At 35.5% G+C, this 17,005-nt stretch carries 9 protein-coding genes; 6 read left to right on the forward strand and 3 right to left on the reverse strand.

Translation table 11 applies throughout. The features are described 5' to 3' along the window. Positions 1-10: 10 nt before the first annotated feature. The 3 genes from LPB88_RS19340 to LPB88_RS19350 are packed head-to-tail and all read left to right on the forward strand — an operon-like array spanning position 11 to position 5,104. Positions 11-2,299: a TonB-dependent siderophore receptor gene (locus LPB88_RS19340; protein ID WP_230717321.1), complete on the forward strand. Its 2,289-nt coding sequence runs from the start codon at positions 11-13 to the stop codon at positions 2,297-2,299. 5 nt (positions 2,300-2,304) lie between these two features. Further along, positions 2,305-3,756, forward strand: coding sequence for a DUF3526 domain-containing protein (locus LPB88_RS19345; protein WP_230717322.1), 1,452 nt, complete (start codon positions 2,305-2,307; stop codon positions 3,754-3,756). A 1-nt stretch (position 3,757) separates the two neighbouring features. After that, complete coding sequence (locus LPB88_RS19350; protein WP_230717323.1) at positions 3,758-5,104, forward strand: DUF3526 domain-containing protein; 1,347 nt, start codon at positions 3,758-3,760, stop codon at positions 5,102-5,104. 161 nt (positions 5,105-5,265) lie between these two features. Here the strand turns inward: LPB88_RS19350 and LPB88_RS19355 are convergent, their stop codons facing one another. Next, a complete protein-coding gene (locus LPB88_RS19355; protein ID WP_230717324.1) occupies positions 5,266-7,194 on the reverse strand; it encodes a glycoside hydrolase family 97 protein in 1,929 nt (642 codons plus the stop codon). Between the two features lie 128 nt (positions 7,195-7,322). After that, positions 7,323-8,363 (reverse strand): aldose epimerase family protein, encoded by a 1,041-nt coding sequence (locus LPB88_RS19360; protein ID WP_230717325.1) that lies wholly within the window; start codon positions 8,361-8,363, stop codon positions 7,323-7,325. A 136-nt stretch (positions 8,364-8,499) separates the two neighbouring features. On the opposite strand from LPB88_RS19360, the gene LPB88_RS19365 reads away from it, so the two are divergent. The 3 genes from LPB88_RS19365 to LPB88_RS19375 all read left to right on the forward strand — a co-directional run bounded on the left by LPB88_RS19365 (position 8,500) and on the right by LPB88_RS19375 (position 14,276). After that, positions 8,500-9,408, forward strand: coding sequence for an AraC family transcriptional regulator (locus tag LPB88_RS19365; protein WP_230717326.1), 909 nt, complete (start codon positions 8,500-8,502; stop codon positions 9,406-9,408). 128 nt (positions 9,409-9,536) lie between these two features. After that, positions 9,537-10,946 (forward strand): sugar porter family MFS transporter, encoded by a 1,410-nt coding sequence (locus tag LPB88_RS19370; RefSeq protein WP_230717327.1) that lies wholly within the window; start codon positions 9,537-9,539, stop codon positions 10,944-10,946. An 18-nt stretch (positions 10,947-10,964) separates the two neighbouring features. Continuing rightward, complete coding sequence (locus LPB88_RS19375; RefSeq protein WP_230717328.1) at positions 10,965-14,276, forward strand: DUF5107 domain-containing protein; 3,312 nt, start codon at positions 10,965-10,967, stop codon at positions 14,274-14,276. A 393-nt stretch (positions 14,277-14,669) separates the two neighbouring features. Here LPB88_RS19375 and LPB88_RS19380 read toward each other — a convergent pair whose 3' ends face one another. Continuing rightward, a complete protein-coding gene (locus tag LPB88_RS19380; protein ID WP_230717329.1) occupies positions 14,670-16,937 on the reverse strand; it encodes a GH92 family glycosyl hydrolase in 2,268 nt (755 codons plus the stop codon). Between the last annotated feature and the right edge of the window lie 68 nt (positions 16,938-17,005).

The following is a 17,005-nucleotide window of genomic DNA, read 5'->3' on the forward strand; positions in this document are numbered from 1 at the left end:
ACCAAAAAAAATGAAACACTTAATTTTTTATATATTATTATTCAGCAGTTCTCAATTTGTACAATCTCAAACAATTAATAAAAAAACGAAAGATAGTATTGCTTCCGATTCTATCAAACACAACGAACTTCAAACTGTTGAAATCATTGGCCGTTCAACAAAAAAATACAACAGCGATTATTCTTTTGCAGCAACAAAAACGGCTGCACTTAATAAAGATATTCCGCAATCTATCTCAACTATTACTAAGGAATTAATTGCTGACAAAGGCGCTTTTTACCTTGCCGATGCTGTAAAAATGGCAAGTGGCGTAATTCCGGCGAGTTATTACAATCAATATACGATTCGCGGAATTAGTCAAAACGAAGAAGGTCAGATTGTAAACGGAATGCGAACACGCCAATATTACTTTCTACAGCCTTTGACCAATAATATTGAACGTGTCGAAGTTATCAAAGGACCTTCAAGCGCTACGTTTTCATCCGTAGATCCGGGTGGAAGCATCAATTTGGTTACCAAAAAACCTTTGGCTGTCGACCGAAAAGAAGTGAGTTTGAGTGTAGGAAGTTTTAGCACACTACGCGGAACTTTAGATTTTACAGGACCTCTTAACGAATCTAAAACTCTTTTATACCGTGTAAACGGTGCCTATCAGGAAGCAAAATCATTCAGAGACTTAGTAAGTAATAAATCGTTTTTGATCTCTCCATCGTTCAGTTATATTCCGAATGAAAAAACCGCTATCAATACCGAATTGATTTTAAGCAATATGACAGGAACGCTCGATCGCGGACAGCCTATTTTTGGTGCCGTTGCCGGAGTTACTAACTTAAACCAAACGCCAATTAGCCTAAATCTTGGTGCTCCAAGTGATTTCTTTAAATCGAAAGAAATGATTTTGATGACTAATTTCGCTCATAAATTCAATTCTAAAATTGGTTTTAATGCGCAATACATGAAACAAACCTGGACCGAGAATCTTCAAGAACACAGAACTACAAATGCTTTTGCAGTCGATATGAACAATAAACCTGTTACAAATCTGGCGATGATGCAATTTGTGCAGCGTCAGCAATATTGGGATGTAGACAATTTGAGTACCTATTTTAATTTTGATTTAAAAACAGGAAAACTCAAACATAAATTACTAGCAGGTTACGATTTAACCAGTTGGAACAAAACCAAAGGCGGCGGACAAAATGCAGCAAGAGGCTATTTACTAAAAGACGGATCAGTTGCGAGTACTTTTGTTCCGGCAAACGCTGCCAATTACCAAACTACAACTGTTGACGGGGTAGTTTTGCCAAAACCGAACGTCAATTACTTCAATTTAAACAATCCAACTTATAGGCTAACAAGTCCTGATGATTATACGCTAAATGTTAGAACTGCATTGCCATCGGCGTTAACGACAACAAATGCGATTTATATTCAGGATCAGATTCAATGGGAAAAATTTACTTTTTTACTGGGTTTGCGAAACGAATGGTTTGAAGACATTACCAATTACGAATCAAACAATGAATTGAAAGTCAAAAAGACAGCTTTGTTGCCACGTATAGGGCTTACTTACGCAATTAACGACGAAATCAATGTCTATACGACTTATCTTGAAGGTTACCAGCCACAATCGAATACAGTGACTTTGATGCCGCAAACGGGAACTTTACCCGCAGGAAGTCTGTTTGATCCGCTTGAAAGTAATCTGAAAGAAGTAGGTTTAAAAGCAACTTTCTTTAATAATTCAATGAGTTTTAATGCAGCGGTTTACGAAATCAATCAACGCAATATTTTGATGAATGCCAATGATCCTGCAAATCCTGATTTATTGATTACCAGAGGCGCTGAAAGAAGTCGTGGTTTTGAGTGCGATTTAGCGGGTTATATCACCGCCGATTGGCAAATAAACGCTTCATACAGTTATATCGATGCCAAAATTACAAACGATCGCGATCCGGCTTTAATTGGCGCCAGAAAACAAAATACACCAAAAAACAGTGCAAATTTATGGACACGCTACAACTTCAACTCAGATTCGGCTTTGAAAGATTTGGGTATTGGTTTCGGAATGCAATATCAAAGCAGTAAAGTGCCTTGGTTTACAAGAGCATTCACACTTCCTGATTTCACCGTTTTTGATGCCGCTTTATATTACAAACCTAACAAAAGCAACATGCAAATTGCTGTAAATGCGGGTAATTTATTTAATAAAACCTATTGGTTAGGCGCACAAAATTACTTGCGATTATTTCCCGGAGCTCCCCGAAACTATAGCCTTACCGTAACTTATAAATTTTAATTGGTATGAAATCCTTACACATAGAAATTTTAATCGCCAAACATCTCAGGAATTCTGTTTTTAAAAATACAGCTGTCTTTATCATCACGCTTTTTATTGGACTTATTTTACTTTACGCCGCTTTTTCAGGTTGGGAAAATTATACCAATCAAAACCAAACAAGCGAAAAATACCAACACGAATCTCGCAAAGACTGGCTTAACAATCCGGACAAAAACCCACACAGAATGGCACATTACGGAAACTTTGCTTTTAGAAAAAGTACTCCATTAAGTGTTTTTGAATTTGGAATGGAACCGTTTTTCGGGAACGCCATATTCTTGGAAGCGCACAAACAAAATACCGCCAATTTCTCTGAAGCCGGATTTTCGAACAGTATGCTTCGTTTTGGAGAAATTAGTATTGCGATGGTTTTGCAAGTATTACTCCCTTTATTGATCTTTTTCTTAGGATTTAATTCGGTCGCAGCCGAAAGGGAAAACGGAACCCTAAAACTTCTTTTAAGTCAGGGAATCAATTGGAAACAGTTATTAATTGGTAAAACATTAGGAATCGCTTCCGTTATTATGATGCTTTTTCTTCCAACAATATTGGTTCTTGTTTTTATATGGTTATTGCTTCAGAATTTTATTATTTCGGCAGATGAAACAATCAAGATGTTATTGTTTATTGGGTTTCATTTTATATATCTGATGTTCTTTTGTGTCATTGCTGTTTTAATTTCCGCTTCAAGCAAAACATCCAAAAAAGCATTGATTTCATTGATCGGAATTTGGTTGGTTTTCACCATAATTCTACCTAGAACTACTCAGGCAATTGGCGCTTATATCTATGAAACGCCTTCTAAAATACAATTCAACAGCAATATCGAAAAAGACATTCTGAAACAAGGCGATAGTCACAACCCTAACGATTTGCATTATAAAGCCATTAAAGATTCGTTATTGAGCGTCTACAAAGTCGATTCGGTACAAAAACTTCCCTTCAATTATTCGGGTTTTATTATGACCGAAGGAGAGAAAATCAGTTCTAGAATATACAATCAGCATTTAGAAAACTTATTGAAGGTTTACGAAAAGCAAAACAGTTTTTCTAAGACCATTTCTTTTGTAAATCCGTACATCGCCATAAAGAATTTATCGATGGGATTATCAAACACGGATTATGATTCGTATATCGATTTCCAGAAACAAGCCGAAGTTTACCGCTATACTATGGCACAAAAAATGAACGCTTTGCAGGTAAAATACATCAGCAATAATAAGCCAAAACCAACTGATAAACCTTTGACTATTGGCAAAGAACATTGGGCTGATTTGGCCGAATTTCATTATGAACCAAAAAGAATCCGGGACGTTTTAAAATCTGAAATCGTTTCTGTTCTTTCTATTATTCTCTGGATTATAATGCTGTTTCTTTTGATTCGAATTGCAGCTAAAAACCTTAAAGCCATCTAATATGTTAGCATTACTTTTTAAAAATTTCATACGATCTAAGGGAACCAAAATTGGACTGATTTTCCTTTTAATCATTGGATTCATAAGTCTATTAATCGGACAACAATTTCAGCAGAAACAACAAAATAATATCACCGAAGCGGCAATATATCAAAAAGAACATATTGCCAGAAATGCTGCTTTCCATAAAAACGAAATTGGACTTCTACTCTACTACATCAAGTTTTCACTGGTCAACAAAACATTGCCTATTAATAGTCTGGCAATTGGTCAGCGTGATGTAAACCCTTCGATACAAAGTGTTACGATTCGCGGTTTAGAAGCTCAGAAATACGACTCAGAACTCAATAATCCTAATAATCTGTTATCGGGAAATATCGATTTTAGCTTTGTCTTGATTTATCTTTTTCCGCTCTTGATTATTGCGTTTTCCTATAATTTGGTTTCGGAAGAAAAAGAAAGCGGAACCTGGGAAATTGTTGCAACACAAAGCCAAAACACTTTTGTATACGTTCTGAAATTATTCTACATCAGAATTCTAAGCTTAATAACACTATTAACTATTGTATTTATTGCGGCCATTTTACTTTTAAAAATCCCATTTGACCAATCACTTTTTACATTTTACATACTTGGTGTTTTGTACATTCTGTTTTGGTTTGCCGTAAGCTTTTTTATTGTTTCATTGCAAAAACATTCTAACTTTAATGCCGTTATTTTATTGACGATTTGGTTGTTTTTAATTATCATTTTACCCGCAACAATCAATACTTATATTGTCAATAAATATCCAATTCCCGAAGCTTTAGAATTGACTGTAAAACAACGAAATGCGTATCATGAAAAATGGGATATGGATAAAAAAATTACGATGGATAAATTCTACAATCATTATCCACAATTTAAACGTTATCCTTTGCCAAACGCCGAATTTAGCTGGCTTTGGTATTATGCAATGCAACAAGCGGGCGACGACGATTCGGCACAACAATCAAAAGAATTAGAAAACAAATTGCAACAACGAAACAAAGCAAGTCAGAATATCGCACAATTTATTCCCACTTTACACACTCAAATTCAGCTGAACGAAATTGCCAAATCAGACTTAGGAAATCAGCTTTTATTTCTGAAAGAAACCAAACAATTCCACGAAAAAATGCGTTTGTATTTCTATCCAAAAATCTTTGATAATGCAGAAGTTGAAAAACAAAACTGGTCGAAGTTTAAGGTTGAAACTTTTAATGATCCATCTGAAATAAACTTTTCAAAAGCATTTTTACCGTTATTAATTTTCAATCTGTTATTGATTGGTTTAGGCTGGCGAAATTTTAATCGTAAGGTTATTTAACCGCAAAGTTTTTTTACCGCAAAGTACGCAAGGTTTTTACGCAAAGTTCGCAAAGCTATTTCAACATATAGCTTTGCGAACTTTGCGTTTTATAAAAATCCTGCATAGCAAAAAACTTTGCGTGCTTTGCGGTTAAATATCCCAACAATTAAAAAGTCGTATTACTTTATAAACTGAATAATAAATCCGCCTTTAGGAGCTAAATTATATTTCCAGTTTGAAGTTAAAGGATACGTTTCGACTTTAAATTCCATTAATGCATCTTTTCCTTCAGATATAACTCTGAATTTTGAAAAGCCCTTACCGTATTTTTTAAGATCGATTGAAACCGGTGATGCTGAATTTGTACCATTTATCCCTACGATATAAGAAAGATTGTCTTTTTGACGAGATAAAACGATTGCTTTTCCCGGTTCTGCAACTATATAATCTGTTTTATCCCAAGTTGCAGGCATCTCTTTTAATAAGTTTTTAAGTGCATTAGGAAGTGAATTAAAAACCTCTTCCGAATCTGCGAAATGAATAACGCCCGAGGTATAAATCATAGCCGTTGCCAATTCATGAACTGCCGTATTTAAACGTGTATATTTTCTAAAAGTCAACGCAAACGGCGTATAATCAGCTGGCCCTGCTACGTTTCTTGTAAAAGGTAATACCGTATTTTGTTCAGCAGCTTTTTCTGGAAATCTTGACTCATAAAAATAACTTTCGGTTCCTAATATAGCTTCTGCTGTTACAAAATTTGGCCAAGTTCTGTGCCATCCTCTTGGTACCGTTGTACCATGAAGATTTACCAATAAATGTTCTTTAGCTGCATCTTCAAAAACACCTTGCAACGCAGCCATAACTTCTTGACGATCTGAACACCAAAAGTCTATCTTTACACCTTTTACGCCCATTTGAGCCAATTCTTTGAACCTTTTTTTCCTTTTTTCCGAATCAAAATACTCTGCCGAATATCCCCAAACTAATGGTTGAACTCCTTTTGATAATGCATAATCAATAATTTTTCCTTCTTTATTCGCCTTTTCCCATCCCGCATCAAAAAGCGTATATCTAAACCCAAATGAAGCCGAAACATCCGTAAACTTATTATACATTTCTGGCGTAAAATCTTCAGGATGTGACCACCATGACCAAGCTGCTTTTCCAGGTACAATCCACGAAGTATCTTCGATTTTAGAAGCCGGAGCCAAATCCGTAATCATAGTAGATAATAATATATCTCCCACTTTATCACCAATCATAATAACTCTCCAAGGCATTGTCCACGGTAAACTTGATTCAGGATATGCCTCTTTATCCGGCAAAGGCAAAGTGAATTTCTCGTCTTTTTTAGCAAATGCAATACTGTAAATTCCGTCTTTAGAATCCGGTTGTAAATGACATCCGGAGAATGAACCATCTGTTCCCGATTCTGCAATTAGAACCCAGTTTTTAGTATTATTTACATTAAAAAGTGCCGGCATACACCAACCCACAGATTCATTTCGTGCGCCACTTATTGGATCACCCGACTTTACATTAACATAAAAATCTTCATAACCCGGAGTATAATCTCCCGCTTTATTATAAGGCTGAAGCCAGCCTTTTGCATTTTGCTCAATATGAAATCCTGTAATTTCATTTTTAAGAACTCTCTTTTGTGGCTCTTTGTCAGTGAATTTATATCTAAAAGCAACACCTTGTTCTCCTGCAATTAAATCGATTGTCATTAAAGCGCCTTGTTGGTTTTTGAAAGTTATGCTTTTAGTTTCAAAAACATGATCGGCAACTTTATTACTGGCAACTTTAAGTTCATATTTTTCACGCTTTTCTTCAATTGTTGAAACTTTTACAACGGACAAACCAGATGTAAAATCATTGTTTTCGAAAGTCAAACCAAGCGGAGAATCTAAAATTATCATTTTATCCTTGCGCGTAACTTTATAAGACAGTTTTCCTCCTTCGGCTAAAGACAATTCAATTTTATTAAGATTGTCTTTTGACTTCAGAGAAAATCCTTCATTTTGTGCTTTAACGCTGATATGTGCAAGAAATATTGCAGGTATCAGCAAACTTAAAGAGCGATGAATAAACATTTTTTTCATTTATATAGTTTTTAGAGATTAGTTTTTAAAGTTTTATTGGTTTGTAAAGTTTTTTGGCCACGAATTGCACAAATTTTCACAAATTAATTCGTGCTGATTCGTGAAATTCGTGGCAGAAAGAAAATAATTTAATCTGTGGCATATTTTGGAATCATAACATCAAAAGCATAAGTAATCGTTTCGTTATAAACCTGTCCAGATTTAAATATTGTATTGGGAAAATGAGCATGATTGGGACTATCCGGATAATATTGGCATTCTAAACAAAGTCCGTCAAAAGCTTTGTAATGTTTTGAATGTTCTCCAATTGTTGCGCTGTTTAAGTAATCTCCGGTGTACAATTGCACGCCTGGATACGAGGTATAAACACGCATTAATCGTCCCGATTTTTCTTCGAACAATTCGCAGACAGCATTTTCATTGGCAGAAGTTCGATCTAAAACATAATAGATATTCAATCCGTTATGTTGCATGACATCGGTTAGTTTGTAATTAAAAAACAAATAGTTATCTGCTGGAATTATTTTTCCTGTCGGAATATAATCCGGAATATTTTCGAGAATTTTAATCGCCTGAATATTCAGCTTATGATTGTGTATTTTCTCGGCGCAAGCGGATAAATTAAAATAGGAATGATTGGTAAAATTGAGCGGCGTTGGTTCATCAGCTACAGCCAAAAATTCAATTTTAAGTTCGTTTTTATCCGTCCATTTATAAATGATTTTTGCGCTTACATTTCCAGGAAAACCACCTTCTTCATTTTTGCTTTCTAAAGAAAAAACCACCGAATCTTCGTTTACAATAAAATCAAATATCTTGTTATTAAATCCTGCCGAACCGCTGTGATTGTTGTTTTCCCCATCATTTTTATCGAGATAATACGTTTTATTTTCGATAGAAAACTCGGCATTATTAATTCTGTTTGCAAAACGTCCAACCGTTGCTCCTATATAAGCAGTATCTTTTAAATAACCTTCTAAAGTTGGAAATCCAAGAACTACATTTTCCAGAATTCCATTTTTATCCGGCACAACTATGGATTTTACTATGGCTCCATAATTAAGCAGTTCAACGTAATTTCCTTGAACATTTTTTAATCGGAATTTAAAAATTTCTTTTCCTTTATACGAACCAAAAGGCTCATAAGTAATAGTATCTGAGGGATTCATATTGTTTTATAAAAATGGTAAAAACACTATCTGTATAATAGTATTTCAAATGTAACTTTGATTATTTGCATCAAAATGGACATTTTTTCCTTAAACATGGATTAAATTACGATATTTGAAAAATAGATTCTAAAAAATGAAGAATTCATCACAAAAGGAAAAGATAAAAGTAAAAGAGGGCTTTTTAGGACAACGCATGATTGTGATTCCTAAAAACATACTTTCGGAAATAAAGAATAATGGACTTATATCAAGTTTGTATTTTACCGATATTGGCGTTTTCCCAAATGCAAGTCATCACTCGATGAAACGCAAACACGGAAGCAAACAATATATCCTGATTTATTGTTATAAAGGTGAAGGCATTATTAGCAAAGAAAACAAAACCATAACGCTCAAGGCGAATACCTTTTATATAATACCTCCCGAAGTTGCACATGATTATTATGCTTTAAAACAAAATCCGTGGAGTATTTTCTGGTTGCATTTTACAGGACCACAAGCACCACATTTCTACGAAAAATTCATAACCGAATTTCCTGAGACAGCACCACAATTATCGCTTGAAGAAAGACGAATCGAACTTTTTGAAAACATTCTCGATGTTATGGAAGACGGTTATAGCGCGAGTAATCTCGAATATGCCAATCTCTCGTTATGGCAATTACTGAACGCTTTTTTATATGAGCGATTCTTTATCAAAAAAAACAGAAAATTTTCAGAGGATAATACTATTGAGTCTGCAATTGACTATATGAAAAAGCATTTGGATTTATCCTTAAAAATCAATGATGTAGCCGCGTATTTTAATTATTCATCTTCGCACTTTTTTACCTTGTTTAAGAAGCAAACTGGTTACTCCCCAATACATTATTTCAATTACTTAAAAATGCAAAAAGCCTGTCAATATCTAAGCTTCACGACTATGAGTATTAAGGAAATCAGCTTTACTTTGGGGTTTAATGATCCGTTGTATTTCTCTCGTTTGTTCAAAAAGATAATGAGTACGTCGCCCATTCAATATCGCACAGAATACAAGCAGTAACGCAATTGATTTCGTATTTTAACACAGAGCATCATAAAATCAGATTATAATCCATCTATTCAAAAAAAATATCCATAATTCTAAGGTTCCTATTCCGCTAATTTTACAAAAGCTATTAAAACCTTTTTATGAAAAATTATAATTATACCTTTTTACTATCAATTAGCCTTGTCGCAGCATTGGGTGGTTTACTCTTTGGTTACGACTGGGTTGTAATAGGTGGTGCAAAACCATTTTACGAAATTTATTTTGGCATTTCAGATTCTCCTGCTTTACAAGGCTGGGCAATGAGTAGTGCACTTTTGGGCTGTGTTGCGGGTGCAGCCGTTGCCGGAAAACTTGCAGATACTTACGGAAGACGTCCTATGTTAATCGCTGCCGCAGTATTATTCTCTATATCGGCGATTGGAACCGGAGCTTCAGAAACCTTTACGATCTTTATTATTTGGAGAATTATTGGTGGAATCGGAATTGGGATTGCATCGACAATTTCACCCTTATATATTGCCGAAATCGCGCCACAAGAAACCCGCGGACTTTTTGTTTCAATCAACCAACTTACTGTAGTTATTGGTATTCTTGCCGCTCAAATCACTAATATGTTGATTACCGAGGTTATTCCGGCTGGTTATTCTCATGCTGAAATTCTGGCTTCCTGGAACGGACAAATGGGTTGGAGATGGATGTTTTGGGCAGGATTTTTTCCGGCTGTTCTCTTCTTTATTTTAATGTTTTTAATTCCGGAAAGCCCTAGATATTTGGCGAAAAAAGGAAATCACGATACGGCAGAAAAAACACTTACTAAAATTGGCGGATTAGCGTACGGCAAAGAAGAAATTGTAAAAATAAAAGAAACCTTCACACACGAAACTGAGAAAACCGATTTCAAAATGCTGTTGGACAAAAAAGCATTACCTATACTTGTAATCGGGATTGTTTTGGCCGCTTTCCAACAATGGTGCGGTATCAATATCATTTTTAATTATGCTCAGGAAATCTTTGTTTCGGCTGGTTATAGTATTAATGATTTGTTCATGAATATAGTAATTACGGGAAGCATCAATCTTGTGTTTACACTTGTTGCCATGGGAACTGTTGATAAACTTGGGCGTAAAAAATTAATGCTTTTTGGCTCTGGTGCACTTGCCGTAATCTACGCTTTATTAGGTTATTTTTATTATACGAATGTTACCGGTTTCCCATTATTATTACTGGTACTATTGGCCATTGCAATCTACGCAATGTCCCTCGCTCCTATTACCTGGGTGATTTTATCTGAAATTTTCCCTAACCGAATCCGTGGTGTTGCAATGTCCGTAGCCACATTTGCCCTCTGGATCGCCTCTGCACTTTTGGTACAAACCTTCCCCATTTTCAACGAATATCTGGGCACATCAGGCACTTTCTGGTTGTATGGAATTATCTGTGCCTTAGGATTTGTGTTTGTATTTAGAAAACTTCCTGAAACCAAAAACAAAAGTCTTGAAGAGATTGAAGAACTGATGGTTTCTGATAAAAAATCAAAGAATATTCAATAATCTAAATTTCATTACATCATGCAAAAAGTAAATGTTTGGAAGGAAAAAATAATCCTACCAACCTATGAGGTGGGCAAACCTGAAAAAAATCCTGTATTTATTGAGAAAAGAGTGTATCAGGGAAGTAACGGATCTGTCTACCCTTATCCGGTTATTGAAAAAATCGCAGACGAAAAAATCGACAAAGAATATCAAGCGGTTTATCTTGAAAATGAATTCGTTAAAATAATGATCCTGCCTGAACTTGGCGGACGTGTTCATATGGCGTATGATAAAACCAAAGAACGTCATTTTGTATATTACAATCAGGTGGTAAAACCGGCTTTGGTAGGACTTACAGGTCCGTGGATTTCTGGCGGAATCGAATTTAATTGGCCGCAACACCACAGACCAACCACTTTTGATCCTGTTGATTTTACAATTGAAGAACACGAAGACGGAAGCGCAACAGTTTGGTGCAGTGAAGTCGAGCGTATGTTTAGAACCAAAGGTATGGCGGGATTCAGATTGTATCCTGACAAAGCCTATCTGGAAATTAAAGCACAATTGTATAACAGAACATCGTTCCCTCAGACTTTTTTATGGTGGGCAAATCCTGCTGTAAAGGTGAATGACGATTATCAATCGGTATTTCCGCCGGATGTAAATGCTGTTTTTGATCATGGCAAACGTGATGTTTCGTCTTTTCCAATTGCGAAAGGGACGTATTACAAAGTAGATTATTCACCGGGAACTGATATTTCCCGTTATAAAAATATTCCGGTTCCAACCTCTTATATGACGATTGCATCCAAATATAATTTTGTGGGCGGATATGAAAATGATTCAAAAGGCGGATTATTGCACGTAGCCAATCACCATGTCTCTCCGGGAAAAAAACAATGGACTTGGGGTCACGGCGATTTTGGTCGTGCCTGGGATCGCAATCTTACCGATGAAGATGGTCCGTATATCGAATTAATGTGTGGGGTTTATACGGATAATCAGCCAGATTTTACGTGGATTATGCCAGGTGAACAAAAAGATTTTACGCAGTATTTTATGCCGTATCGCGATTTAGGAATCGTGAAAAATGCGACCAAAAATGCAATGGTTAATTTGGAAAGTATCGATAATAAATTAATCATTAAAGCTTATACAACAGGAGTTTATCCGAATACTACGGTTACTTTAAAGAATAACGATACTATTTTATTCCAAAAACAATACGATGCTTCGCCCTACAATTCATTCGAAGAAACGATTGATTTTAATAATACTTCTTTAGAAGGATTATCAATTTCTGTAACGGATGCTGATGATAAAGTTTTGGTTGATTGGATTTACGAAGGACCAAATGAAGCCGAAATTCCCGAAGCTGCAAAACCTGCTCTTGCTCCTGAAGATATTGAAAATAACGAACAATTGTTCCTGACAGCGCAACATTTAGAACAATACAGACACGCCACATACAGTCCGATTCCGTATTATAAAGAAGCTATAAAACGTGATGCTGGAGATATTCGTTCGAATAATGCGATGGGATTATGGTTGATGCGAAGAGCAAAATTCACAGAAGCTGAACCTTATTTTAGAGCGGCTATCAAAACATTGACCCAAAGAAATCCAAATCCTTATGAAGGTGAAGTGTATTTTAATTTAGGATTGTGTCTTAAATATCAGAATAAAAACCAGGAAGCTTACGACGCTTTCTACAAATCAACGTGGAATGCGGCCTGGCAAAATCAGGGCTATTTTTATGTCGCGCAATTGGATGCTTTAAACGGGGATTATGAATTGGCATTAACACACATCAAAAAAGCAATTTCTAAAAATACCGAAGATCACAAAGCATTGCATTTGCAAGTTACCTTTCATAGAAAATTAAATCAAAAAGAAAAAGCGCTTCAATTGGCGAATACTTATTTAGAAAATGATTGTTTCAATTTTGGATTGCTTTACGAGAAATACCTTTTAAGCAATGACAAAAAAGACCTTGCTTATTTCAACTCATTGATCAGAGACAATATCCATACATATATAGAATATGCTTTAGATTATGCTTTGGCAGGTTTGTATAATGAAGCTGTAAGTTTATTATCTGAAGGTTTAAAAGACGAAGAAACATATCCAATTGCGTGGTATTATGCGGGTTCTTTCTATGAGAAATTAAATGATTTCGGTCAAGCCGAAGAATGCTTTAAAATGGCTTCTCAGGCAAAACCGGATTATTGTTTCCCAAATCAGATTGAAGCTGCTTTAGTACTTCAAAACGTGATTAAAAAGCAAAATAATGATGCAAAAGCGCTGTATTATTTAGGAAACTTTTGGTACGCTTCAAAATTTTATGACGATGCTATTTGTTGCTGGGAACAATCTGTTGCGATCGATGATCGTTTCCCAACTGTACATCGTAATTTGGCTTTGGCGTATTATAATAAATTAGAGAATGAACAAAAAGCACTTTCTAGTTTAGAAAAAGCATTTTCGTTAGACTTGACTGATTCCAGAATTTTAATGGAGTTAGACCAATTGTACAAACGTTTGAACAGAGATTTAGTTTTCAGACTGGCTTTCTTAGAAAAACATTTAGAATTGGTAATTCAACGTGATGATGTTTACTTAGAAAGAGTTGCTTTGTACAACCTTTTAGGAAAACACGATAAAGCCCTAACCTTATTACAAAACCGAATTTTCCATCCATGGGAAGGCGGTGAAGGAAAAGTAAGCGGCCAATATCTGGTTTCTTTAACTGAGATTGCCAAACAGCAAATCTCAGAAGGGAATTACGACGAAGCAATCGAAAACTTAGAACAAGCTCAATTTTATCCTGATAATTTAGGTGAAGGAAAATTACCGGGCGCTCAGGAAAATGATATTCATTATTGGTTGGGTGTTGCTTTCGAAAAGAAAAACAATCTCGAAGAAGCTAAAAACTGGTGGAATAAAGCCACTCAAGGATTAGAAGAACCTACAGCAGCTATTTTCTATAACGATCAACAACCGGATAAAATTTTCTATCAAGGTTTGGCATTCTTAAAATTAAACCAACAATCTGAAGCTGATAAACGTTTTGAAAAATTAGTCGCTTACGCTAAAAAGAATCTAAACGATCATGTTACAATCGACTATTTTGCAGTATCACTTCCGGATCTTATGATTTGGGAAGACGATTTAGATAAACGTAACAAAATTCACTGTTTGTATATGCAGGGATTAGGGCTTTTAGGCTTGGATAAAAAAGCGGAAGCCGAAGAAGTTTTTGAAAGTGTTTTATCTGAAGAAAAAAGTCATTCAGGAGTTACGATACATTTGTCTTTATTGAAGAATGAAGAATCGGTATCTTTATAATTGTTAATTGTTGATTATTAATGGTTAATTCTTGAAAAGAGAAAAAGGTTTGATGATTAATTTCATCAAACCTTTTTTTATTGTCATAATCTTGTTATCCGTAGAATGGAATATGGCACGCGGATGTTACGGATTCGCTTCGCGAAAACGCGGATAAAAACGGTTTTTTTATTTTGCTTACATTAGTTTATTTCAATCTTGTCATCTCGACCAAGGAGAGATCACACTCGTAGATTGACAAAGATTGTTTTTTTTCGTTGTGGCGTTTCTTGTGTGATCTCTCCTCTGTCGGGACGACAAAAATATACATACAAATAGTAAAGAAAAAATCAGCTAAAATCCGTTTAATCCGCCTAATCCGCGGCTAATTTTTTTTTCATAAAAATTCAAATCTTACTCAACTGGTCTGTCTTCCAATTTAGTCCCCCATTTCTTATTCGGTTTTGATCCCATAGTAAATTCTAAAATTCCGCCTGCATCAATATCCGCTTGACGAATAAACGTTTTGGTATAAGATTTACCATTTAGTTTAGCACTTTGGATATAAATATTTTTATCAGAAACATTGTTTGCTATAACTTTAAACGTCTTTCCATCTTTCACTTGAATCGAAGATTCTTTAAGAATTGGTGTTCCAATAACATAGATGCTGCTTGAAGGATTTACAGGATAAAATCCCATCGCACTAAAAACATACCAAGCCGAAAGTTCACCGCAATCATCATTTCCGGAATAACCTGACGAAGTCGTATTGTACATTTTCTTCAATATCTCTGATACATATTTCTGGGTTTTCCAAGGTTGCCCAGCATAATTGTATAGATAAGCAATATGATGACTTGGTTCATTTCCGTGTGCATATTGTCCGATGAAACCAGAAGCATTGTCATTTACTTCTTCTGGTTTGTCTTCTAATGTGAAAAAAGTATCGAGTTTTTTAGTAAAAAGATTATCACCGCCAACTAGATTCACCAATCCTTTTACATCTTGCGGAACGTACCAAAAGTATTGCCAGCCATTTCCTTCCGTAAAAGAATATCCACCGTTTGCGCCATATTTTAACGGATTAAATGGACCAATCCAATTGCCTTTATCATCTTTGGCTCTGAAGAAACCAATTTGTTTGTCGTATAAATTTTTATAGAATTGCGAACGTTTTGTAAAATGATTGTAGTCATCGGTTTTACCCAATTTCTTTGCTAATTCTGCCACACACCAATCATCATAAGCCATTTCTAAAGTCAAGGAAACGGATTGTGATTTTAAATTCTCAGGAATATAGCCATATTTCTCCCAAATACCAAATGGCGATCCCGGATGTTCACATGTTGCGGAATTCTTTACGGCTTCAAAAGCTAAATCTTTATCAATTCCTGGCAAGTTTTTAAGCACAGCATCAACCACAACCGGAATGGCGTGATTGCCTATCATACAATAGTTTTCCTGTCCCCATAATTGCCAGATTGGCAAATAACCAAAAGCTTTGTAATACGTCAACATACTATTTACAAAATCGGCTGAACGTTCCCGTTGGGTTATCGTATATAATGGATGAGCACCACGATACGTATCCCACAAAGAGAAAGATGAATAATACGGTTTGGATGAATTTTTGACAGTATAATCAGCTGATGGATAATCTCCGCTAACATCTGATAAAGTATTTGGCTGAATAAATGTGTGATACAAAGCGGTATAAAAAATTTGTTTTTGCTCTGTTGTTCCTTCAATTTTTATTTTGCTGAGTTCTTTTTCCCAAACAGTATCAGCGGTATTTACAGTTCCTTCAAAATCCCAGGCGGGAATTTCAGCTTGTACATTCAATCGTGCATTTTCTATACTGGTTGCCGAGATTCCCACTTTTATCAAAACTTCTTGTTGTTTTGAAGTGTCAAAGTCCAGAATGGCTCTTATTGCATTTCCGTTTACTACTTTAGGATTATCATAAACATTTCCACCATCTGTTACATGATTGTGAATTATAGGCTGTGAAAACTCTGCGTGAAAATACACTTTTCGCATTGGTGCCCAACCGGTAATAATACGATATCCTTCAATTGTATGATCGTTAAGAAAAGAAAGTTGCGATGCAATAATACGTGTATTCCAATCCGATTTTTTCATCGAATGATCTAAATCGATTACGATATGCGCTTCTTTATTTTTAGGAAAACTGTATTTATGAAAACCTGCATGTGATGTGGCTGTCAATTCTGCTTTTATCTGATAATCCAAAAGTTCCACGCTGTAATAACCCGATTTTGCTGATTCTTTATCATGAGAAAATTTGGATTGATAGGCATTTTGTCCTGCTGCTCCTTTGACAATTGTCCCACTAAATGGCATCAACATAACGTCGAATAATTCGGCTACACCAGTTCCGCTAAGATGTGTGTGGCTGAAACCTGCGATTGTAGTGTCATTATAATTATAGCCACAGGCAACGCTCCAATCTGGCGTATTGCGAGTATCAGGACTCAATTGTACCATCCCGAATGGAACTGTTGCGCCGGGATAATTATTTCCTGAAAGTGGTGATCCGTGTGCGGCTCCGGTACCAATAAACGGATTTACGTGAGCTGTGATTTTATCAGAAGTTTGTGCTTCAAGAACTATGGAACTTAACAATGTCCCAAAGAGTATTATTTTATTTATTTTCATTGTATGGAATTTAATGAAATATCGTTTCATGATTTTTTTGAATAGACTCCAGCTTTAGCTGGAGATCA

It is taken from the genome of Flavobacterium sp. JAS, assembly GCF_020991455.1.
GTDB lineage: Bacteria > Bacteroidota > Bacteroidia > Flavobacteriales > Flavobacteriaceae > Flavobacterium.

What these genes read in the sequence shown, in the direction of transcription:
- LPB88_RS19340 (WP_230717321.1), top strand. Translation starts at nt 11, where the DNA reads ATGAAACACTTAATTTTTTATATATTATTATTCAGCAGTTCTCAATTT.
- LPB88_RS19345 (WP_230717322.1), top strand. Translation starts at nt 2,305, where the DNA reads ATGAAATCCTTACACATAGAAATTTTAATCGCCAAACATCTCAGGAAT.
- LPB88_RS19350 (WP_230717323.1), top strand. Translation starts at nt 3,758, where the DNA reads ATGTTAGCATTACTTTTTAAAAATTTCATACGATCTAAGGGAACCAAA.
- LPB88_RS19355 (WP_230717324.1), bottom strand. Translation starts at nt 7,194, where the DNA reads ATGAAAAAAATGTTTATTCATCGCTCTTTAAGTTTGCTGATACCTGCA.
- LPB88_RS19360 (WP_230717325.1), bottom strand. Translation starts at nt 8,363, where the DNA reads ATGAATCCCTCAGATACTATTACTTATGAGCCTTTTGGTTCGTATAAA.
- LPB88_RS19365 (WP_230717326.1), top strand. Translation starts at nt 8,500, where the DNA reads ATGAAGAATTCATCACAAAAGGAAAAGATAAAAGTAAAAGAGGGCTTT.
- LPB88_RS19370 (WP_230717327.1), top strand. Translation starts at nt 9,537, where the DNA reads ATGAAAAATTATAATTATACCTTTTTACTATCAATTAGCCTTGTCGCA.
- LPB88_RS19375 (WP_230717328.1), top strand. Translation starts at nt 10,965, where the DNA reads ATGCAAAAAGTAAATGTTTGGAAGGAAAAAATAATCCTACCAACCTAT.
- LPB88_RS19380 (WP_230717329.1), bottom strand. Translation starts at nt 16,937, where the DNA reads ATGAAAATAAATAAAATAATACTCTTTGGGACATTGTTAAGTTCCATA.